The sequence below is a fragment of the Agrobacterium sp. RC10-4-1 genome (genome assembly GCF_014138475.1).
Classification (GTDB): domain Bacteria; phylum Pseudomonadota; class Alphaproteobacteria; order Rhizobiales; family Rhizobiaceae; genus Agrobacterium; species Agrobacterium pusense.
Window position 1 is genome coordinate 651,211 of record NZ_JACJIT010000001.1, and the last position, 21,699, is coordinate 672,909.

The 21,699-nt window shown below is 61.0% G+C and carries 19 protein-coding genes; 11 read left to right on the forward strand and 8 right to left on the reverse strand.

Annotated elements, in window-relative coordinates:
• Positions 1-101: 101 nt before the first annotated feature.
• Genes FHW77_RS02940 through FHW77_RS02955 form a run of 4 tightly spaced genes read right to left on the reverse strand, consistent with a single transcriptional unit; the run spans position 102 to position 3,949 of the window.
• On the reverse strand, positions 102-1,055 hold the full coding sequence (locus tag FHW77_RS02940) for an ABC transporter substrate-binding protein (RefSeq protein WP_182590348.1): 954 nt from the start codon (positions 1,053-1,055) through the stop codon (positions 102-104).
• A 22-nt stretch (positions 1,056-1,077) separates the two neighbouring features.
• Positions 1,078-2,142, reverse strand: a complete 1,065-nt coding sequence (locus FHW77_RS02945) for a FecCD family ABC transporter permease (protein WP_004445318.1) — start codon at positions 2,140-2,142, stop codon at positions 1,078-1,080.
• The gene (locus FHW77_RS02950; RefSeq protein WP_004445317.1) at positions 2,139-3,152 is read right to left on the reverse strand and encodes a FecCD family ABC transporter permease; all 1,014 of its coding nucleotides are present in this window, start codon (positions 3,150-3,152) and stop codon (positions 2,139-2,141) included. Before FHW77_RS02950 ends, FHW77_RS02945 begins: the two co-directional genes overlap by 4 nt.
• A complete protein-coding gene (locus tag FHW77_RS02955) occupies positions 3,149-3,949 on the reverse strand; it encodes an ABC transporter ATP-binding protein (RefSeq protein ID WP_035207039.1) in 801 nt (266 codons plus the stop codon). The genes FHW77_RS02950 and FHW77_RS02955 overlap by 4 nt, the downstream gene beginning before the upstream one ends.
• A 214-nt stretch (positions 3,950-4,163) precedes the next feature.
• Between FHW77_RS02955 and FHW77_RS02960 the strand changes: the two genes are divergently transcribed.
• Positions 4,164-5,471 (forward strand): NtaA/DmoA family FMN-dependent monooxygenase, encoded by a 1,308-nt coding sequence (locus FHW77_RS02960; protein ID WP_004445315.1) that lies wholly within the window; start codon positions 4,164-4,166, stop codon positions 5,469-5,471.
• Here the strand turns inward: FHW77_RS02960 and FHW77_RS02965 are convergent.
• Positions 5,468-6,244 (reverse strand): IclR family transcriptional regulator, encoded by a 777-nt coding sequence (locus tag FHW77_RS02965; protein WP_004445314.1) that lies wholly within the window; start codon positions 6,242-6,244, stop codon positions 5,468-5,470. The two genes, FHW77_RS02960 and FHW77_RS02965, sit on opposite strands and share 4 nt — an antisense overlap.
• 294 nt (positions 6,245-6,538) lie before the next feature.
• Here FHW77_RS02965 and FHW77_RS02970 point away from each other — a divergent pair, with 294 nt between their 5' ends.
• A complete protein-coding gene (locus FHW77_RS02970) occupies positions 6,539-8,605 on the forward strand; it encodes a TonB-dependent receptor (protein WP_082055382.1) in 2,067 nt (688 codons plus the stop codon).
• A gap of 87 nt (positions 8,606-8,692) precedes the next feature.
• Here the strand turns inward: FHW77_RS02970 and FHW77_RS02975 are convergent, their stop codons facing one another.
• Complete coding sequence (locus FHW77_RS02975; RefSeq protein WP_004445310.1) at positions 8,693-9,880, reverse strand: acyl-CoA dehydrogenase; 1,188 nt, start codon at positions 9,878-9,880, stop codon at positions 8,693-8,695.
• A gap of 96 nt (positions 9,881-9,976) precedes the next feature.
• Here FHW77_RS02975 and FHW77_RS02980 point away from each other — a divergent pair, with 96 nt between their 5' ends.
• The 8 genes from FHW77_RS02980 (at position 9,977) to FHW77_RS03015 (ending at position 18,633) form a co-directional block, all read left to right on the forward strand.
• Complete coding sequence (locus FHW77_RS02980; RefSeq protein ID WP_004445308.1) at positions 9,977-10,897, forward strand: LysR family transcriptional regulator; 921 nt, start codon at positions 9,977-9,979, stop codon at positions 10,895-10,897.
• A 133-nt stretch (positions 10,898-11,030) separates the two neighbouring features.
• Positions 11,031-12,092, forward strand: coding sequence for a LacI family DNA-binding transcriptional regulator (locus FHW77_RS02985; protein WP_044459239.1), 1,062 nt, complete (start codon positions 11,031-11,033; stop codon positions 12,090-12,092).
• Positions 12,089-13,111, forward strand: a complete 1,023-nt coding sequence (locus tag FHW77_RS02990; RefSeq protein ID WP_004445305.1) for an ABC transporter substrate-binding protein — start codon at positions 12,089-12,091, stop codon at positions 13,109-13,111. Before FHW77_RS02985 ends, FHW77_RS02990 begins: the two co-directional genes overlap by 4 nt.
• A 172-nt stretch (positions 13,112-13,283) precedes the next feature.
• The gene (locus FHW77_RS02995) at positions 13,284-14,111 is read left to right on the forward strand and encodes an ABC transporter permease (protein ID WP_004445303.1); all 828 of its coding nucleotides are present in this window, start codon (positions 13,284-13,286) and stop codon (positions 14,109-14,111) included.
• Positions 14,108-14,887 carry an ABC transporter permease gene (locus FHW77_RS03000; protein WP_004445302.1) on the forward strand — a complete coding sequence of 260 codons (780 nt, stop codon included), beginning with the start codon at positions 14,108-14,110 and terminating at the stop codon, positions 14,885-14,887. Before FHW77_RS02995 ends, FHW77_RS03000 begins: the two co-directional genes overlap by 4 nt.
• Positions 14,880-15,905: an ABC transporter ATP-binding protein gene (locus FHW77_RS03005; protein ID WP_004445301.1), complete on the forward strand. Its 1,026-nt coding sequence runs from the start codon at positions 14,880-14,882 to the stop codon at positions 15,903-15,905. Before FHW77_RS03000 ends, FHW77_RS03005 begins: the two co-directional genes overlap by 8 nt.
• Positions 15,906-15,907: 2 nt before the next feature.
• Complete coding sequence (locus FHW77_RS03010) at positions 15,908-16,840, forward strand: nucleoside hydrolase (RefSeq protein ID WP_004445300.1); 933 nt, start codon at positions 15,908-15,910, stop codon at positions 16,838-16,840.
• On the forward strand, positions 16,837-18,633 hold the full coding sequence (locus tag FHW77_RS03015; RefSeq protein ID WP_044459240.1) for an adenine deaminase: 1,797 nt from the start codon (positions 16,837-16,839) through the stop codon (positions 18,631-18,633). The genes FHW77_RS03010 and FHW77_RS03015 overlap by 4 nt, the downstream gene beginning before the upstream one ends.
• 45 nt (positions 18,634-18,678) lie before the next feature.
• Here the strand turns inward: FHW77_RS03015 and FHW77_RS03020 are convergent, their stop codons facing one another.
• On the reverse strand, positions 18,679-19,380 hold the full coding sequence (locus FHW77_RS03020) for a DNA helicase (protein ID WP_004445298.1): 702 nt from the start codon (positions 19,378-19,380) through the stop codon (positions 18,679-18,681).
• Between the two features lie 216 nt (positions 19,381-19,596).
• On the reverse strand, positions 19,597-20,769 hold the full coding sequence (locus tag FHW77_RS03025; RefSeq protein WP_004445297.1) for a M20 aminoacylase family protein: 1,173 nt from the start codon (positions 20,767-20,769) through the stop codon (positions 19,597-19,599).
• A 209-nt stretch (positions 20,770-20,978) separates the two neighbouring features.
• On the opposite strand from FHW77_RS03025, the gene FHW77_RS03030 reads away from it, so the two are divergent.
• On the forward strand, positions 20,979-21,689 hold the full coding sequence (locus FHW77_RS03030; RefSeq protein WP_004445296.1) for a phosphoribosyltransferase: 711 nt from the start codon (positions 20,979-20,981) through the stop codon (positions 21,687-21,689).
• The last annotated feature ends 10 nt before the right edge of the window (positions 21,690-21,699 follow it).

Sequence of the window (21,699 nt, forward strand, 5' to 3'; positions counted from 1 at the left end):
CCATAACAGGCGGTTTCCGCCCCGGCAATATAAGTTTCTTCGAAAACTCAAGTTTATGCCCGGCACGTGATCGTGCCGGGATTTGTCGGGCAGAAAGGTGGTCAGCGGCGGCCTGCCCAGCTTTCCACTTCATCCAATGTATGGAGCGCGCTCGGAATGGAAGGCGTCGTCACCCTGGTGGAATCGAGGAAAACAATCCTTTTCTCGCATGCCGGTTTTACGAAACGCTCCCAGCCGGGAATGATCTTTTCAAGCGCGGCGCGGGTTCCCGCCTCGCCGCGGGCTGGGCTGGTATAGCTGTTCATCACCACAAGCAGATCGGGATTGAGCTTGCCGAATGCTTCGGCGCTCAGCGGCATCATCAGGGTCGAGCCCATTCCGCCCGAAGAGGCGGTACTGTCGATCTTCAGCCTGACATAACCGAGATCCTCTATTGCCTGCACCGCGCCGGACATGTTCCCCACGGCGTTGATCTGGTCCGTCAGCAGGATCGCGAGATAAGTCTTGCCGTTGATATCTTCACCCAGCGTCTTTTTGACGGCGGCGAGCTTGGTGTCATAGGTCTTCCGACGCTCAGCGAAGACATCGCTTCGCCCGACCAGACCTGCAAGGTCTTCCTCCACGCTGAAGCCATAGGCTTTGCCAGCGCTTGCCTTTTGCAGATAGACAGGTGCGACTGTGGAGAGCTGTTCGGCCTTGCCGCTGTCCATTTCCGTGGCGACGATGAGGTCCGGTTGCAGCGCCCGCAGCTTTTCGAGGTCGATTTGGCCGACAGCGCCGAAACCCTTCGGTTTCGCGTGGCCTTCGCCAAGCACGGTATCAACGAAATCGACGGCGGTTGCGAATTTGCCGTCGCTGTTGCGGCCATAGGCGCCGACCACGTCAGCGCCAAGATCCATCAGCGGCACGCCCAGAAGCGGCTCGTGCATGACGACAATGCGCTGCGGCTTTTCCGGAACGGAGACGGTGCGGCCGGCGGCATCGGTCACGCTGCGCTCGGCGGCGAGACTCGTTCCGGCGGCCAGAAGTGCGGCGACGAGGATGGCAATTCGCATGGCATTCCCTTTTTTCGATATATTAGTGAGCGTCGGTTCTGTGCAACGCCTGCAGGCGCAGCGTGAGGATGAAGAGCGGCACGCCGATCAGCGTCAGCGCAAGGCCAATCGGTATCGGCATATCGGCCGCCAGCCCGCGCGAAAGGGTATCGGCGGCGACCACCAGAATGCCGCCGGTAAGCCCCGACAGGAAAAGCCTGGCGCGGCCGACGGCGGGCGAAACGAAGGTGGCGAGATGCGGGGCGATGACGCCGAGAAATGTCAGCGGGCCGACGGCGGTAACGGAGGAGGCGCTTAGAATTACCGCGAACAGAATGACGAGCGGTCGCGAATGCCTGACGGTTTCTCCGAGTGCCATGGCCATCTCGCTGCCAAGATCGAAGACGGCAAGCGCCCGGCCAATGAGGAAAATGCCGGCAAGGCTTGCTGCAAAGAGGGGACCAAAAACGATGATGGTCGGCCAGCTTGCCTGAAACAGCGAACCGGCCATCCAGTCCGCCAGCGAAAGCGAGGCTTCGGCTGGCGTATAGAGCAGAAGCACCGATGAGACAGAGGAAAGCGCCGACTCAATTGCGATGCCCATCAGCAATATGGCAAGGCCGCTCGAGCGTTCGCGCCCGACAAGCGCGATCAAAAGGAAGGCCACGGCCAGGCCTCCGCCGACAGCCGCAAGAGCCACCAGCGTCTTGGGGGCCGTCGGCACCAGCACCAGAAGCAGCATGATGGTGGTCATCGACCCCTGGCTCAGCCCGAACAGGCCGGGATCGGCGAGCGGATTGCGCGCGACGGATTGCAGCATCGCGCCTGCCAGCGCCACGCTCCAGCCAGCCATGAAGCCGAGCAGGATGCGCGGCAGCCGTACCGTCCACAGCGCATAGGCCTGATCATCGCCGAGATGCCCGCCGGCAAACCCGTGCAGGAGATCAATAAGGCCCGTTTCGGTATTGCCGAGGCTGACGGACACGGCGGCGATCGTCAACGCCAGCGCAATCAGCGTCAGGCCGGCCGTCAGATTGCCAATGCCGATCTGCAGCCCGCCGGGCAACCTGAGAACGGCTTTCCCGTCCGTGGCAAAATCCCGTTTCACGATAGCCCCCTTGCCGAAGGCGACAGATAGAAACGCTTGACGATGACGATGAAAACGAGGCCGCCAAGCAGGTCCATGAACAGCCCGGTATTGACCACGTAGGGCGCAAACAGGGTTTGCGCGCCAAGATCGGCGAGCACGCAGATGCTCGCGCCGACAAGCGCGGAGGCCGGCAAAGCAAGCGTGAAATTCACGCCGACCAGCGGCCGGATCATATGTGGCACGATAAGGCCGACGAACCCGATCGGGCCGCAGATCGCTACCGCCGAGCCTGACGCCAGCATGGTGCCAAACAGTGCGAGCCGGGAAATACGCGTGACATTCACGCCGGCGGAAGCGGCTTTTTCCGCCCCCAGCAGAACGAGCGTCAGCGGCCGCGCGACCGAGAGCAAAATCACCATTGCAATGGCGCCGATCCACCAGAAATCGGTGAGCCGTTCGATATAGACATGGTTGATATTGCCGCCAACCCAGCTCAGGAATTCGGCCCGACGCGTGGGGTTGGAAAGAAGCAGGGCGTTTGTCACGCCGATCAGCAGCATGGAAACCAGCGCTCCGGAAAGGATGAGCGACAGACCGCGCGGATCGTTCACCCGCCCGGCAAGACGCGCGACAACGAAGCAGGCGGCAAAACCGAAGCCGGCGCCCGCAAGCGCGGCAAGGCCCTGTGCCTCAGCAGAGAGATCGAACAGCAGCGCGCCGGCGATCACGAAAAGCGTCGCTCCGGCATTCAGCCCAAGGGTCGAGGGCGAGGCGAGGGGATTGCGGGCAAGCCCCTGCAGCACGCAGCCGCTGACGGCGGTTGTGGCGCCCACATAGATTGCAATCAGCGACCGTGGAATTTGCTGATAGAGGAGCACCGATTGTTCATAGCTGTCGGCATCCCCGCGCCAGAGCGTCGCCATGACTTCGGCAGGCGGCATGTCGCCGGACATGACGAACAGATTGACGGCGAGGATGGCGGCCAGCAACAGCGCCGCGGCAAGGATCAGCGTTATTTTCGCGATCATGCCGGAATGGCCTGTTCCTGGCGTTCCAGCCGGGGCACGCAGATGAGACGCCCCTGCCTGGAAAATATATCGGCTTCGAGGTCGAAGATTTCGGCGACATTTTCGGGTGTGACCGTGTCTGCTACCGGCCCTGATGCCAGAACCTGCCCGGCTTTCAGCATGATGACGTCGTCGGCGAAAGCGGCGGCGAGGTTGAGATCGTGCAGCACGACGATAACGGTCTTGCCGTGCCTGTCGGTCAGCTCGCGCACAAGGCCAAGAACGGCATATTGATATTTCATGTCGAGATGGTTGACCGGCTCGTCCATCAGGATCACGTCCGTATCCTGCGCCAGCACCATGGCGATGAAGGCGCGCTGGCGCTGCCCGCCGGAAAGCGTGTTGACCTGCGCTCTCGCCTTGTCCTCCAGCCCGACTGTCTTCAGCGCCCCGGCGAAAAGCGCCCGGTCACGCTCGCTCGGGCCGCCGGCAAGGCCGTAGCGTGCATAACCGGCAAGCTCGATCAACTCGCCGAGCGTCATATAGTCGGGGCAATGGCATTCCTGCGGCAGATAGGCGATGCGGCGCGCGAGATCCCTGCGTCTGATGTCGCCCAGCGAACGCTCGCCAAGCCTTATCGCGCCCGATGACAAAGGCACGAAACCCATGATGGTTTTCAACAGCGTCGACTTGCCACAGCCATTGGGGCCGACCAGCGCCGTGACGCGACCGCTGTGGAAGCGGCAAGAAAGCCCTCGCAGGACGGGAACGTGGCCATAGCTGGCGTGAAGGTCCGTGGCGTCAAGCACCGGATACAACTCCTGTTAGTCATGCGCTCATGCGTCGAGACGCCACATGAGGATTATAAGTCTTTGAATCTTAACATCGAACCTGCGGGAGACGGGCTCCTTCCCGACGGGCGCGACACTCTGGTCTTGAAGCGACACTAAACTATAGTAAAACTCTCCACAAATCGAAATTTGCCGATTCAACGCGCGGTTTTCTTGCCGGATATTTCAGTCGAGGTGCATCATGTCAGTCGCAGCCAAACTTCATGTGGGCATGTCGCTGGCCCCAACCTGGCTCAGCGGCGAAGCATGGCGTCGAGCCGACAGCGATATAAATCGGGTATTTTCCAGCGATTATTTCGTCGATCTGGCACAGCGTGCGGAAGCTGCGCATGTGGATTTCGTGTTCCGGCCGGACACGCTTTTCCTGCGCACCGAGGGGCTGGAAACCGGCGGCGGATTTGCCAGCATGGACCCGACCATGCTTCTTTCGGCCATTGCGCGGGAAACGAGCCATGTCGGCCTGTTGTCCACCGTATCGACCACATTTCTGCCGCCCTATGTGGTGGCCCGCCAGCTTCAGTCATTGAACTGGCTCAGCAATGGCAGGGCCGGGTGGAACATCGTCACGGCACTAGAGGGGCACGAAAATTTCGGCCTGAGAGAAATGCCGTCACCGCAGGAGCGTTATGGACGCGCCGCCGAATTCACGCAGGTCGTGCAGCAGCTCTGGGCGAGTTTTCCAAATGAAGCCCTTAAACTCGACAGGGAAAGTGGGCGATTTGCCGATTCCTCGCTGGTGCGCCCGGTAGCACATGAGGGCAGGCATTTCAGTGTGAAAGGGCCGCTCAACCTGCCAGCCCACGCCAGCCGCATTCCGCTGGTGCAGGCCGGTGCGTCTCCCGAGGGGCGCGATTTCGCCTCTTCGGTGGCGGATGCAGTCTTTGCTTCCACGCCGGACATGCGGGCAGCCATCGAATTGAGAGCGGACTTACGGCGGCGCGCCGAAGGACATGGCCGTGAGCCTGACGGGGTGAAGCTGATGCCGGGCCTCAGCCTATATCTGGCGGATAGCGGCAAGGAGGCGCTTGAACTATTTTCTGAGACCCATGCCCGCGCCAACCGCGCCCGCACCCTGGCGTCGGTTCTCGACATGACGGGCCTTGACCTCACCGACTGGCCGCTCACGCGGGTGGTCACCGCTTCCGACCTGCCGCCGCCGCCCGAAAAACCGCGAAGCCGCACCCATGCCGGACTGCTGCGCAGGCTGATTGAGCGGGAGACGCTAAGTGTCGCGGAATTACTGCGGCGGCCGGAGGTGATGGGATCCGGCCATTGGCAGATCGTCGGCACCGTTGAAGATGCCTTTAAGGGCATTCGTGAATGGGCGGCCGCAGGGGCAATCGACGGTTTTGTCGCGGTGCCCGGCGGCTCGGTGGCATCCATGCGGCTGGTGCTGGAGCGGTTGCTGCCGAAACTCGCCGATGCCGGGCTCTTCCGCACCGCCTATTCCGGCCGCACCTTTGCGGAGCATCTGGCCGAAGGTGTCTAGCCGCCACCGGATTCGGCGGTTGCCTGCCGGGCGGCCTCGATCAGTCGCGAAAAATGCCGTTCCGCTTCGGCGGTAGCCACGAAAGAGACGGTGGTGACGACACAACAGAGTTCGCCCTGGGCATCGAAAACCGGCGCCGCCTTGCCCGTCAGGGCGGAGAACAGATGTTCATTGAGTTCGGCGCCGCCCGTCTCGCGGATGGTTTCGAGAATGCCGGCAGCAGGAGGAGAGCCGCGAAAGGCGGGTGGTTGCAGCCTGCGCACGGCAGCCACCCTGTCCGGTGGCAGATAAGCCTGAAAAACCAGACCGCAGGCGCTGTTGTCCAGCGGCAGAACATCGCCAAGAGCGACGGTGCTGATGGAAAAGCTGGCGCTTCGCGCCCACCGCACCACGGTCGGGCCGCGCTCGGTCCAGATCGCCACGCCGCAGCTGGCGCCGATTTGCGCGGCAAGCGCCTTCATCTCACGTCCGGCGGTTTCGACCGGGTTGATTCGTCGGAGGGCGCTGATGCCGATGCCCAGCGCTGCGGGGCCGAGATCGTAACTGCCGCTTCCGGGGTCCTGTATCACCAGTCCCTCCCGCACGAGGCTTTGCATGTAACGATGCGCGGTGGAGCGACCGGTGCCGGCGCGTTTAGCAAGTTCGCCAAGCGCCAGCCCCGTATCGGACCTGGAGAGAAGATTAAGAAACCGCGCCGCAATCGATACGGATTGAATAAGCGCCGAGCGCTTTTCACCTTCGTTTTCCGGGCGTTCTTCGGTTTCGTCATCCATGGCGTTCAAGGTCGTGCCCCACTCTTTCGAGAATGCCTAACGCATTGCGACGAAAATCGGAATGGCTGTCTTCAGCCTTTTCAATAGCTTCTCTGGCCGGGCTGCCATGGCGGAAAAGGCGGTCCCTTAAACTTTGTTGTAAATATGGCACATCCCGTTACGGAAGCCTGCTTGTCCGCAATACGGAACGCATTCCCTATTGCGAAACGGATAACGCTTCCGTTACTTGAATATGACTTTAATACTCATGTTTATTTGGGGTGTATGATGGGGTTTAGCTCTAACGGCCGTTTGATGAGCGGGGTCAGTGTTCTGACGTTGGCGACATTGTTCGTGACGCCGGTTGTCGGTCAGGATCAGCAGGCTGATACAGCAGGGACGACGGTGTTGAAGCCGATTGTCGTGACCGGTGAAAAAGTGGCGCGCGACATGAAGAACACGGCCTCGTCGGTGTCAGTCAAAACCGCCGAGGAGATCAAAAAGGAAAAGACCGGCGATCCGACCGTATCCGAAGCGATCAAGGATATTCCGAACGTCGTCTACACCGACAATGTCAGTGCCCCCATCATTCGCGGACAGGACACGCAGGGCCCGAATACCGGCTCCATCGCCTTCTTCACCGGTACGGTGCCGCGCGCGACGATCAATGTGGACGGTCACTATCTCGGGTATAACGAGTTCATCTACGGGGCGACGTCCATATGGGATGTCGACACCATCGAGGTGTTCCGCGGGCCCCAGACGACCTCGCAGGGCGCCAACGCCATTGCCGGCGCCATCCTTGTCAACACCAAGGACCCGACCTTTACGCCGGAAGCCAGCTATCAGGCGGAAATCGGCAACTATCACCAGAAGCGTGGTTCCTTCGCCTTTTCCGGCCCGCTGATCGAAGACGAGCTGGCGGCGCGCATGGCGATCGATTATTCCGGCCGCGATACCTTCATCGATTACATCAATTATGCCTTTGCGCATGAGGGAACGGACCAGAACTTCAAGGAATTCAACGGTCGCTTCAAGCTTCTTTGGGAACCGTCTGAAATTCCCGGTCTTTCCACAAAGCTGACCTATTCCTACAACGCCTCCAACCGGCCAAGCCAGGAAGCGGCGTCGCGTCCCTTCGAAGATCTCAACCACATCACCACGACGATGCCGAATTTCAGCCAGTATACCAATACGGGCATTCTCGACATCAATTACGATTTCGAGAACGGCGTGAAACTGTTCAACCAGACCCAGTTTTCCGACTCCACCGCCAAACGCCGGGTCGGCATCGCCAATAACGGCGACGCCGATGTCGATCTCAGGAACACGTCGCATGAAACGCGCGTCACCTTCGGCGATCAGGAGGATGTTCTGAGCGGTGTCGCCGGCATTTTTTATGCGCACACGAAAGCCGACGAGGTGCTTTATCTGCGCGGCACCTCTCGCTTCAGCGACACCAAGGACAATCTCGGCCTCTTCAGCGAGCTGAGCTATCGGCTGACCGACCAGTGGACCCTGACGGGTGGCCTGCGCTACCAGCAGGACCAGATTCAGCGCGCCGGTTACCGGACGCTCAGCGCCACCAGCAGAAGTTCGGTCAATTATGACGAAACCTTCTCTGAAATCCTGCCCAAGGCGTCTCTCGCCTATGCCATCAATGATGATTGGACTGTCGGCGGTCTTGTCAGCCGCGGGTACAATCCCGGCGGCGTCGCATTCGACCTGACCACCAGCAAATGGCGGAGCTTCGACAAGGAAACCATCTGGAACTACGAAGTGTTCACCCGCGCCAGCCTGCTCGATGACACGCTGACGGTAAACGGCAATCTGTTCTACATGGACATGAAGAACGCCCAGTTTAACGTACCGGTCGTCGTCTCCACCGGCATCAGCGAATCCTACACCGTTAACGCCGAAGAAGCCCATGCCTATGGTCTGGAAATTGGCGCGGATTATCGGGTGCTCGACAATCTCACGCTGAAAGCCAGCGCCGGTCTGCTGAAGACGAAGATCGACGAGATTTCCAGCAATGCCGCCTATGTCGGCAAGGAATTCGCCAAGTCGCCGGGATACAGCTTCACCGTCGGCGCAAGCTGGGACGTGACGGACAAGTTCACCGTGTCCGGGCAGGTCCGCCATCTCGACGGCTATTATTCCGATACGGACAACAAGGCCGTCTATGCGATCGATCCCTACACGATCGCGGATGTGCGGGCGAGCTACAAGTTCCAGGACGAACTCGAGTTCTACGCTTACGTCAAGAACGTCTTCGACGAGCGCGCGCCGACCCTTATGAAGGAAAACCGCGGCATCGGCGGCATCGAGGCGAGCATGACCGAACCGCGCATGTTCGGCATCGGGGTGCGCGGCACATTCTGAGCCTTCACCTGAGCTCGAAAAGAAAAAGGCCTTCGAAGCGATCTTCGGAGGCCTCTTTCTTTACGCAACCGCTACGGTCCATAACCCTCAGAAAAACGCCTGAATGCCCGTCTGGGCCCGGCCGAGGATCAGCGCGTGCACGTCATGCGTACCTTCATACGTGTTGACCGTTTCGAGGTTCTGCGCGTGGCGCATGACGTGATATTCGATCTGGATGCCGTTGCCGCCATGCATGTCGCGGGCCTGGCGGGCGATATCCAGCGCCTTGCCGCAATTGTTGCGCTTGACGATGGAAATCATTTCCGGCGCCATCCTGTGCTCGTCCATCAGCTGGCCGACGCGCAGCGATGCCTGAAGGCCGAGCGCGATCTCGGTCTGCATGTCGGCGAGCTTCTTCTGGTAAAGCTGCATGCCGGCAAGCGGCTTGCCGAACTGCTTGCGGTCGAGACCATATTGCAGGGCACGGAACCAGCAATCTTCGGCAGCGCCCATGACGCCCCAGGAAATGCCGTAGCGGGCGCGGTTGAGGCAGCCGAAGGGGCCCTTCAGGCCGGACACGTTGGGCAGCAGTGCGTTTTCGCCGACTTCGACGCCATCCATGACGATTTCGCCTGTTATGGAGGCGCGCAGCGAAAGCTTGCCGCCGATTTTCGGTGCTGAGAGGCCTTTCATGCCCTTTTCGAGCACGAAACCGCGGATCTGGTTGTCATGGGCTTCGGATTTGACCCAGACCACGAAGACATCGGCGATCGGTGCGTTGGAAATCCACATTTTCGAACCGCGCAGACGATAACCGCCCTCAATCTTTTCAGCACGGGTCTTCATGCCGCCCGGATCGGAGCCGGCATCCGGCTCGGTGAGGCCGAAACAGCCGATCAGTTCGCCCGAGACGAGGCCGGGCAGGTATTTCTTCTTCTGCTCATCCGAACCGTAAGCGAAGATCGGGTGGATGACGAGCGAGGACTGCACGCTCATCATCGAGCGGTAACCGCTGTCGATCCGCTCCACCTCGCGGGCGACGAGACCATAGGCCACATAGCTCGCATTCGCCGCGCCATATTCTTCCGGCAGGGTAACGCCGAGAAGGCCTTGCCGGCCCATCAGGCGGAACAGTTCCGGCTCGGTGGTTTCAGAAAGATAGGCTTCGGAGACACGCGGCAGAAGCTCCGATTTGCCGAAGGCGGCCGCGGCGTCGCGTATCATCCGCTCGTCGTCAGTCAGTTGGTCTTCGAGCAGGAAAGGATCCTGCCAATTGAATGCTACGCGTTCGCTCACTTTATGCCTCCGGATTTGCTGGCCGGATTATTCGTATTCAGCACGGATGGCACAAGCCATGTTTACTCATTTTTGCATTACATATAGTAATGGCTCATGACATCTCTCAGCCGCAAACTCCTGCCATCCACAAGTGCGCTTGCCGCTTTCGATTCCGTTGCCCGGCTCGGCAGCTTTTCCGCCGCCGCAGATGAGCTGGCGCTGACGCAGGGGGCAATCAGCCGGCAGGTTATGTCACTGGAAGAACAGCTTGGCGTGCGGCTCTTCGACCGCGGCGCACGCGGCGTGGCGCTGACGGCGGAGGGGCAGATCTACGCAAAATCGATCGCGGCAGCGCTCGGCGAGATACGCTCAGCTTCGCTGCAGATCATGACCAAAACGCATGGCAATACGCTGAACCTCGCCATGCTGCCCACCTTCGGCACCCGCTGGCTTCTGCCGCGTATACCGGATTTCGTGGCGAACCACCCGGAGATCACCATCAATTTTGCGACCCGCATCGGCCAGTTCGATTTCGAGCGTGAGCAGCTGGATATGGCAATCCATATCGGCCAGGCCGATTGGCCAGGCGCGGAAAGCACCTTTCTGATGCATGAAATGGTGGCGCCGGTGTGCAGCCCGCAGTTCCTCAGCGCCCATCCGGTGGAAAAGGGAGAAGACATCGCTGCCCTGCCATTGCTGCACATGGCCTCGCGGCCGGGCGCATGGGGCCACTGGTTCGAAAGCCTCGGCCTGTCACTCGTCTTGCCGCAGGGCATGCGCTTCGAACAGTTTTCCAGCGTTGCGCAGGCCTGCATCGCCGGCCTCGGCGTCGCGCTGATGCCGCTCTTTCTCATCGATAACGAGTTGAAATCGAAGCAGCTGGTCAAAGCCTTCGATCATCAGGCCAGAAGCCCGAGCTCGTATTACGCGGTGGCCCCGCTTTCACGCGCCAACCACGTCCCGGTCGTCCTGTTTCGGGATTGGCTGGTGCGTCAGGTGGAGGCTTATCGCGCAGCCAGTACCCAGAGCGCGTAAAAATAATCGCTCTTTTTTCGGGCATTTAACCTTTGTGCCCAGCTTTTCGCCCTATTTTGCCAGCGCAGGACTCGACAGCGGTTCGCGCCTCGATTATCGTGATTAAACGTTTAATCAGCCCTTCCGGACCATTATGGCGTCGTCACGGCCTGCCACCAATCTGAGCGCGATAGCAGCGGCACTCGGCGTGTCGGTGGCAACCGTGTCCAATGCGCTGTCCGGCAAGGGCCGCGTTTCGCCCGAACTGGTGGAACGTATCCGCAAGACGGCGAGCGAGCTGGGCTATGTGCCGAGTTCGGCGGGCAGGGCGCTTCGCACCGGCAGATCGGGCGTTGTCGGGCTCGTCCTGCCCGATATTGCCAATCCTCTCTTTCCACAGATTGCGCAGGCCATCGAGAAGGCGGCTGTCAACGCGGGTTATGGCGTGCTGATCGCCGATGCGCGCGGTGAGATCGCCATGCAGACGGATGCGATCGACCGGCTGATCGAGCGCGGGGTGGACGGCATGGTGGTCGTTCCCCGACGTGGCACACGCATTTCCGGCGTTGATTGCCCGGTGGCCGTCATCGACAGCCCGTCGACACCGGGAAATACCGTTGCTGCCGACCATTGGGATGGCGGCCGGCAGGTGGGTGAATATCTTGCGAGCCTCGGCCATCGCAAGGTGGTGCTGGTCGGCAAGAACAGGGATTCCAATGTTCAGAATGACCGTCTCGGCGGCATTCGCGATGGTCTCGGCAAAACATGCCTGGCCCAGACGCTCTGGATCGATGGCATTGAAAAGGCCGGTGGCGCGGGCTGCCGGCTGGGCCTTGCGGAGAAAGTTGCCGAAGGTTTCACGGCCTTTGCCGCCGTATCCGATCTGCACGCGCTGCGCGTGCTGACCGAATTGCAGCGCGCGGGAATCGAGGTGCCGGAAGAGGCGAGTGTCACCGGCTTCGACGATCTTATCTTTTCTGCCGTGGTCACCCCGCCCTTGACGACCATGCGCATGGATATGGGCCGCATCGCCGATCTCGCCGTTGGCGCGCTTTTGCGCGCGATCGATGGCGCCGGAGAAAACGGGGGCGCGGTCGACGTCACGGCGGATGTTTCGAAAGTACCGATGGCGCTGATCATGCGCGGCTCCACCGGCAAGACAAAGCATGATGCGATTGAAGCCAAGAACACGACAGCAGGAGAACTCACACCATGAAAAAGATCATTCTCGCATCGGGCGCCGCCCTGATGCTGACGATGGGAGCCGCTGAGGCCCAGGACAAGACGTTGACGATCTCGGTCTACGCCTTCGCGCAGGATGAATTCAAGGAACTGGTCTATACGCCCTTCGAGCAGAAATGCGGCTGCAAGCTCGTCGTCGAGACCGGCAACAGCGTCGAGCGTCTGGCCAAGATGGAGGCCAACAAGGCCAGCCCGGTCGTCGATCTCGCCATCGTCTCCATGGCCGATGCGCTGTCGGCCACCCGCAAGGACCTGATCCAGAAGATCGATGCTTCCAAGGTTCCAAATATTGAAAAGCTCTATGACATCGCCAAGGACCCGAATGGCGATGGCATGAGCGTCGGCGTCAATTTCTACGCCACGTCGATTGTCTACCGCACCGACAAGATGAAGATCGACAGCTGGGCCGATCTTTTGAAGGACGGTATCGTCGACCACGTCGCCTTCCCGAATGTCACCACCAACCAGGGCCCGCCGGCGCTTTACATGCTGGGCAAGGCCATCGGCAAGGACACGCCCGATCTTGCCGGCGCCATCGAGGCCGTGGGCGAAAAGAAGGACGATATCGTCACCTTCTACGTCAAGTCCTCGCAGCTGGTGCAGCTCATGCAGCAGGAGGAAATCTGGGCAGCGCCGATCGGCCGCTTCTCCTGGGCGCCTTTCACCAAGCTCGACCTGCCGCTCGCCTGGGCAACGCCCAAGGAAGGCCAGACCGGCGGCATGAACGTGCTCGTTGTACCGAAGGGCACGAAGAACGAGGACCTTGCGCTGCAATTCATGGATTTCTGGCTCTCGACCGACGTCCAGAAGGCGCTGGCGGAAAAGCTGGTGGACAGCCCGACCAACAGGGAAGTCAAGGTTTCCGACGAGGTGGCGAACAACATCACCTATGGCGATGAAACCGCCCGCAGCCTGCAGCTTATTCCTTCCGACGTAACGCTCGATAATCGCGACAAGTGGCTGTCGGAGTGGAACGCCAAGGTGGGGCAGTAACAAGCTCGAAGGGGCGGGAATGGGTTACGTGCTGGCGCACGTCACCCCCTTCTGTCCTGCCGGACATCTCCCCCACAAAGGGGGAGATCGATATGCCGGCACCCACTGACGCCAAATGAACAAGTCCTCCGCCAAACGTAGCCGGCGGAATTTCAAGACCGGAGAATGCCATATGTTTCAGAACCGGGCCGAAGCGCTGGCGCTTGCCTTGCCCGCCGCAATTTTCGCGGCGGCGGTCTTTCTCGTGCCGGTCTTCATGCTTTTGTCGGAAGGCTTTCGCACCGCTGACGGCTGGACATTGTCGGCCTATGGCGCTTTCTTTTCCGATCCACTGAACCAGACGGTTTTCCTGCGCACGCTGAAGCTCGGCGCGCTCGTCACCGTCGTTTCGGCGGTGGTGGGCTACGCGGCGGCTTTCGCCATCGTCAACCTGTCGCCGGCCAGGAAGGGCCATGTGGTCAACCTCGTCGTGCTGCCGCTGATGATTTCGCCGGTCGCCCGCACCTATGCCTGGATCGTCATTCTCGGCAGAACCGGCATCGTCAACCAGGCGCTGCAGGCGGTGGGCCTCAGCGACGGGCCAATCCGCATCCTGTTTTCCGAAACGGCCGTCTTCATCGGCCTTCTGCAACTGTTCCTGCCATTGATGATCATCTCGCTCATCAGTGCGCTGGAGAACATGCCGAAGGATACGATCGCTGCTGCCCGCGTTCTCGGCGCCAACTGGTTTCAGGTGTTCTGGAAGGTCATCCTGCCGCTCACCCGGGAAGGGCTCGTCGTCGGTGGCACGCTGGTCTTCACCGGTTCGCTGACCGCCTATATCACGCCCGCCATTCTCGGCGGGTCCAAGGTGCTGATGCTGGAAACCCTGCTTTACCAGCAGGTCACGGTTTCCAATAATTTCGTCGCCGCCAGCGTCATCGCCTTCATCCTGATTGTCATGAGCTTTGCCGCCAATATCCTCTTGAAGCGCATCGCCACTGCGAGGAACAAGAAATGACCCGGCAGCTCTTCATTCCGCTCACGCTTCTGCTTGTCGTCGGCTTCCTCATCGGGCCGTTTCTCATCATCGTTGCGGCCTCGTTTTCGGCCGGGGATACGCTCGCCTTTCCGCCGCAGGGCTTTTCGCTGAAGTGGATCGCGAAGGTCTTCACGGTCGAAAGCTTCCGCGAGAGCTTTGCGATGTCGATGTTCCTTGCCATCGGCGGCACGTTCACGGCGCTGATCCTCGGCATTCCCGCTTCCTACGCCATGTCGCGCTACAAACTGCCCTTTAGCGAGACGGTGCGCACCATCGTGTCCGCGCCGATCATCGTGCCGGGCATTATCGTGGGTCTTGCGCTGCTGCGTTATTTCGTCGTGCCCTTCGGCATCGGCATCACGCTTGCGTTGTTTCTCGCCCACACCGCGCTCATCCTGCCCTATGCGGTGCGCGTGGTTTCAGCCAGCCTTAACAATCTGCGCTCCGATATTGAGGAGGCGGCGGTGCTACTCGGCTCGTCGCGGCTTGGCGCATTTTTCCGCGTTGTGCTGCCGAATATCCGCGGCGGCATCCTGTCGGCCTTCATTCTCGGTTTCGTGACGAGTTTCAACCAGGTGCCTGTGTCGCTGTTCCTGTCCGGTCCCGGCGTGCGCACGCTACCCATCGACATGCTGGGCTACATGGAAATCGTCTTTGATCCTTCCGTGGCCGCCCTTTCCTCGCTGCTCGCCTTCCTTTCCATCGGCATCGTTTTCATGGCCGAACGTTTCCTGGGGTTCTCCCGTTATGTCTGACGCAAATTACCTTTCGCTGCAAAAAATCTCGCTCGCCTATGGCGGCAATGTCGCCGTCAAGGATCTCGATCTCGATATCCGCAAGGGCGAATTGCTCGCACTTCTCGGGCCCTCCGGCTGCGGCAAGACCACGACGATGCGCGCCATCGCCGGGCTGATGCCGGTGGCTGCCGGGCGGATCAATCTCGATGGCGCCGATATTACCCGCGTTGCGGCCAACAAACGCGCCGTCGGGCTGGTGTTCCAGTCCTATGCGCTCTTCCCACATCTGACGGTCTATGAAAACGTCGCCTTCGGCCTGAAACTCAAGGGAATGAGCGGCAAGGCGCTGGAGGACAAGGTCGCCTCCGGCCTGAAGTCGGTCGGCCTGTCCAATTTCGCCTCACGCAAGCCGGCGGAACTATCGGGCGGCCAGCAGCAACGCGTGGCATTGGCACGCTCCATGGTCATGGAGCCGAAAGTGCTGCTTCTCGACGAGCCGCTCTCCAATCTCGACGCCCGCCTGCGTCTTGAAATGCGGACCGAACTGCAGCGCGTGCAGAAGGAAACCGGTGTCACGATGATCTTCGTCACCCATGACCAGATCGAGGCGCTCGCGCTTGCCGACCGCATTGTCGTCATGAAGGGCGGCAAGATTGAGCAGATCGGCACGCCGGAAGAGATTTACAACGCGCCGGTTTCCGCCTTCGTGGCCGACTTCGTCGGCTTCGAAAACATCTTCGCCCTTCAAGGCGGGGCTTTGAAAACCGCCAACGGCACAACACCGCTTCCCGGACCAGTCCTTTCAGCATCCGGACTGGCCTGGCGGCCGCGCATGGTCACCCTCGGTTCAGGTCCTTTCCAGGGAACCGTGCGCGGCACATCCTTCGCCGGCAACAGCCGCGAATATCTGCTCGACACACCGCTCGGGCCCATCAAGGCTGAAACCGACGCGGCCCTGACCTCCCACGCAATCGGCGATACGCTTGCCTTCGACCTGCCGGTCGAAAAGGCGGCGAGCCTCAAGGTATTCAACTGATCATGGGTGTTTGGATCGATACCGATATGGGCTTTGACGATATCGCCGCCATCTTGGTGGTGCAATCGTCGGGTCTCGCCATAGACGGCATCTCGCTGGTCTTCGGCAATGCGACGCTTCAGGCCGTCTGCGACAATGCCGCGGGTGCGGTTGCCGCTTTTGGCTGGTCGATGCCGATCCATCAGGGCCGCGCCATGCCGGTGTTGGGTGCACTTGAAACGGCGCAGTGCATTCTGGGCGAAAACGGCATCCCGACCGTCGGCCAAAGCCTGCCGGATGCCGCGGCCTTGCCGAAAAGCGATGCCTTCGCCGCTCTCTGCGCCTGGCTGGAGGGGGAGGGCGAGAGGCGCATTCTCGCGCTTGGTCCGCTCACCAATATTGCCGCCCTGTGCCTCGCCCGGCCTGATCTTGCCGCGAGAATTTCCGACCTCACCTGGATGGGTGGCGGCGTGACGAGCGGCAATCACACGGCCTCGGCCGAATTCAACGCCTTTGCCGATCCGGAAGCGCTGGCCATCGTGCTCTCCCATGGCCTGCCGTTGCGTATGGTCGATCTGGACGCCTGCCGCAAGGTTACCGCTTCGCCTGCCGACGTGCTGCCGATCCGCAATGCGGGCGGCAGGAATGCCGGGCTGATCGCCGATCTGCTTGATGGTTTCATCGGCATCGCCACCCGTCGCGGCAGACCAGGCATGGCGCTTTACGATCCCGTCGCTGCCGTTGCCTTCGCCTCGGGCTCCGCCTCTTGCCTAATCGGCTGGCGTCACGCGCGGATAGATGTCGAGCTTCAGGCGACGCTGACGCGGGGCAGAACGGTGGTCGAGCCGCGTGCGGAGAAAGCGCAAACATTCAACGCGCATTTTGCTGAGACGCTGGATGCCGACGGTGCGAGGACGGTTATTCTTGAGGCGCTGCGCCGGGAGGCCGCCCGATGAACACGAACCTCACCACATGCGAACCTGCCGATCTCGGCGATGATGCGCTCCGCGCCCGCGCCGTTGCCGCCGCGCGCGGCGATGCGCCTTTCGACATCCTCATCACCGGTGGAACATTGGTGGATGTGGTAACCGGTGAGCTGCGCCCTGCCGATATCGGAATTGTCGGTGCGCTGATCGCCAGCGTACACGAACGGGCGAGCCGGAGCGACGCCGCGCAGGTCATCGATGCGGCCGGCGGGTATGTCTCGCCGGGTCTGATCGACACGCATATGCATATCGAGAGCTCGATGGTCACACCGGCTGCCTATGCGGCAGCGGTTGTCGCCCGCGGCGTTACCACCATCGTCTGGGATCCGCATGAGTTCGGCAATGTGCATGGCGTCGAAGGGGTGCGCTGGGCGGCGAAGGCCATCGAAAGCCTGCCGCTGCGTGCCGTTCTCCTGGCGCCCTCATGCGTGCCTTCCGCGCCTGGGCTGGAACGCGGCGGAGCTGATTTCGACGCCGCCATTCTCGCCGATATCCTGTCATGGCCCCAGGTCGGCGGTGTCGCGGAAATCATGAACATGCGCGGCGTCATCGAGCGCGATCCGCGCATGAGCGGCATCGTACAGGCCGGGCTTGCCTCGGAGAAACTGGTCTGCGGCCATGCGCGCGGCCTCAAGGACGCCGATCTCAACGCCTTCATGGCGGCGGGCGTCTCGTCCGATCACGAGCTGGTCTCAGGCGAAGACCTCATTGCGAAACTGCGGGCCGGCATGACCATCGAGCTGCGCGGCTCGCATGACCACCTGCTGCCGGAATTCGTGGAAGCGCTGAACGCGCTGGGCCACCTGCCGCAGACCGTGACGCTGTGCACGGACGATGTCTTTCCGGATGACCTGTTAAATGGCGGCGGGCTGGATGATGTGGTGCGCCGCCTTGTCCGTTATGGCCTGAAAGCCGAATGGGCACTGCGCGCCGCAACGCTCAATGCCGCCCAAAGGCTTGGGCGTCCTGACCTCGGGCTCATCGCTGCCGGCCGTCGCGCCGATATCGTTATCTTCGAGGACCTGAGCGGTTTTGCCGCCCGTTACGTCCTTGCCGGGGGCAGGACGGTTGCGGAAGGCGGACATATGCTCGTGGACGTGCCCGCCTGTGATACGACGGCGCTCGAAGGCTCGATGAAGCTGCCGCTGCGCGTGACCGAAGATTTTCGGGTTGCTGCCGAAGGCGCGAGGGTGCGCCTTGCCACCATCGACCGCCCGCGCTTCACGCAATGGGGCGAGGTGGAGGCCGAGGTGAGAGATGGTTTCGTCGTTCCGCCCGAAGGTGCGACGATGATCTCCGTCACCCACCGCCACGGCAAGTCCGAACCGGTCACCCGGACTGGCTTCCTCACCGGCTGGGGAGACTGGAACGGCGCCTTCGCCACAACGGTCTCGCATGACAGCCATAACCTCACCGTTTTCGGCGGCAATGAAGAAGACATGGTGCTCGCCGCCAATGCGGTGATAGCGGCAGGCGGTGGTATGGCCGTCGCCTCCGAAGGTAAGGTAACTGCACTTCTGCCGCTGCCGCTCTCCGGCCTCGTTTCCGATGCGGCACTTGAAGAAGTTGCAAAGGCTTTCGAGGAACTGCGCGAAGCCGTTGGCAGGGTGGTGGAATGGCAGCCGCCCTATCTCGTCTTCAAGGCCTGCTTCGGGGCCACGCTCGCCTGCAATATCGGCCCGCACCAGACGGATATGGGCATTGCCGACGTGCTGACGGGACAGGTGATGGAGAGCCCGGTGGTGGCGGTTTTAAAGTACTAACGCCACGGGCTGCCGCGACGGCACCGTCGCAGCAGCCCGTGCGTCTCAGTTCACATTGTGAAGTTGCGCTTCGCCGTTATGCAGAAAGCAGGCTTTGGTGAACAGGCCCAGATCAAGCAGGTTGGGAAGGCGGATATCGCGCATATCGGGAACTCGTTTGATTTGCGGATCAAATGAGCGGTCAATCTGCGAGATGAAAGCGAAAATAACGCCAGTCTTTTTTGCGAATTCTGCAAGGACGGTGACTTGTTGCGACAGGTCCGGCTTATGGCGCTGCTGGTCGAGTAACTGCAGATAATCGATTACGGCGAAGGTGCCGGATTTGGCTGGCGAGAGGTAACGGATCATGTAGTCCGCGCATATCTCGTCCGATGTCACGATCTCGATTTCTCTCTGAGCGCCTGCGTGTTGCCCGGTGCGTTTTCGTACCTGTTGCTCGGTCATTTCGAGCGTGAATAAAATGGACTGCCGTCCGTCTTCGGCTGCCGCCCGCAGAAGCTCAAAAGCAAGCGCTGTCTTGCCCTGGCCCGGGCGGCCGGCGAGCAGGAGCATGTCGCCATTCACGATGCGCGAGAACAGGTCTTTGGAGAAAGAGCCAGCCGCAACGTGAGCGGAAAGCAGGCTCCAGGCTGCAAATCCTTCCTCGCACGCGATCTGGTCCAGCGCTTCGTGAAGGGGGATGGCATTATTCCGGACCATAAGTTTGGCCCGTCGCTTCAATTGGAAAATCGGAGTGGAAAGCTTCATCACAAAACCTCTATTGCGGGTTCAAAACGCAATCCCTCCTTATGCGAATGCCCGAACAGATGGTTCGATGATGAGATTACCCAGCATGTCGAATGCTTCCCCGAAAGGAGGGGGGAGGCGTGGGTCCAGCCTATGTCTGAAAGCTACCGCGCCCGATGATTCGCCACAAGTGTCTGAGATGTTGCCGGTCGAAAAACAGCAGGGAACAAGATGGATTTACTCCGCCGCCAGTTCCTGCTCCACCAGCGTCGCCCAGAAAGCTACGCCCGGCACGATGGCCGCATCGTTGAAGTCGTAGGAGGTGTTGTGGTGCAGTGCGCCGTCCACCGCCGGGCCGTTGCCGAGCCAGACATAGCAGCCTGGGGCTTCGCCCGCGAAAAAGGCGAAATCGTCGCCGGCGGTCGAGGGCGGAAAGGCGGTGCGCGCCTTGTTGCCGAAGACGGTTTTGGCTGCCCGGAGCGCCCGTTTCGTCGCGTCCGTTTCGTTGATGACGGGCGGGATGCGGCGGATGAATTCGTAATTTGCCTCGATGCCGAACATTGTCGCCGTGCCCTTGGCCAGCCTGCCGATTTCCGCCTCCAGCTGGTCTCGCACTTGAGGCGCATAGGCGCGCGCGGTACCGCCGATTTCGACGAGATCTGGGATCACATTGAGTGCCTTGGGGTCGCCTGCCTGCACCGAACAGGCACTGACCACGGCCGGCTGCAATGGGTCGACCACGCGGCCGACGATAGTTTGCAGCGAGGCGAGGAAGGTGCCGGCCGCCGTTACCGGATCGCGACCCAGATGCGGCTTCGCGCCGTGGGTGCCGACGCCCTTGAAGGTGACGCGCCAGCTGTCCGACGAGGCAAGCTGCGGTCCTTCCACCACCGCCATTTCGTCGATGCCCAGCCCCGGCATATTGTGCAGGCCATAGACCGCATCGCAGGGGAACAGCTCGAAAAGCCCGTCCTCGACCATTTTTTTTGCGCCGCCACGGCCTTCTTCGGCCGGCTGGAAGATAAAATGCACGGTGCCGGAAAAATCGCGGGTCTTTGCGAGGTAACGCGCCGCACCCAGCAGCATGGCGGTGTGGCCGTCATGGCCGCAGGCATGCATCTTGCCGGGGAATTTCGATTTGTAGGGGCGGTCTGGGACCTCAGGCATGGCAAGGGCATCCATGTCTGCGCGAAGACCAATGCTGCGCGTGCCGTTGCCCACCTGCAGCGTGCCGACCACGCCGGTGCCGCCGAGACCGCGGTGCACCTTCAGCCCGGCGCGCTCAAGCAGATCGGCGACGATGGCGCTCGTTCTTTCCTCTTCGAAACCCAGTTCCGGATGCGCGTGCAGATCATGACGGAGTTCCGTCAGGAATGGCAGGTCCTCGCCGATCCGGTCCAGCAGTCTCATGGGAAGCTTGTCCTTGAATGTGGGAAAAACCCGCGTCATAGGTGGGTTTGTCCAAATGCCTGTTGCTTTTTTCTCTTCTAACGGAAAAAGCCAATGAAATGAACCCGCAGCGTCTCTGTGGTTGCTAAAATGATAAATCTGCCGAACGGGATTGGCGTGGCTGAAAACCGTCTCCGCCATGCGCCATCCCTGTTCTGAAAGGAAAACAGATGCCGTCACCAGCATCGCCCGCCATCGCTCCGTCTCCCGCCGCGCCGCATGAGTTCTGGCAGCAGATCCATCCGCCCCGGAGCTTCGAAACAGCAGGCGCATATTCCACATTCTTTCCGGCGGAACTGGATGATGGAAGGCAGATCTGTCTGCCCATACGGCCGCTTGCGGACGGAGAGCACGCACTCGCATCGCTCATCGTCAACCAGGCTTCCTTTGAGGTTCTGGAGGCGCTGGCCGCCGATCTTGCCGCAAAGCTTCTTCCCTTCAAGCCGGATGTCGTTATCGGCCTGCCGACGCTCGGCCTGACGCTTGCGGCCGCCGTTGCCCGCCATCTGGGCCATTCCCGTTACGTGCCGCTCGGCACCTCGCGCAAATTCTGGTATCTGGAGGAGCTGTCGGTGCCGATGTCCTCCATCACCACGAAGCAGGAAAAAAGGCTTTATGTCGATCCGCGCATGCTGCCGCTCATCGAGGGTAGACGGGTGGCGCTGGTGGATGACGTGATCTCCAGCGGCAGTTCCATCCTATCGGGCCTTGCGCTACTCACCGCCTCCGGCATCAACCCCGCCGTCATCGGCGCAGCCATGCTGCAATCGGATCGCTGGCGGGAAAAAATCGCCGCTTTCGGGCCGGAATGGCCGGAGCGGGTGAGGGGTGTTTTTGCGACGCCGCTGCTGACCAAAGCGGAAGATGGCTGGCGCGCCTGACGAAGCGCAA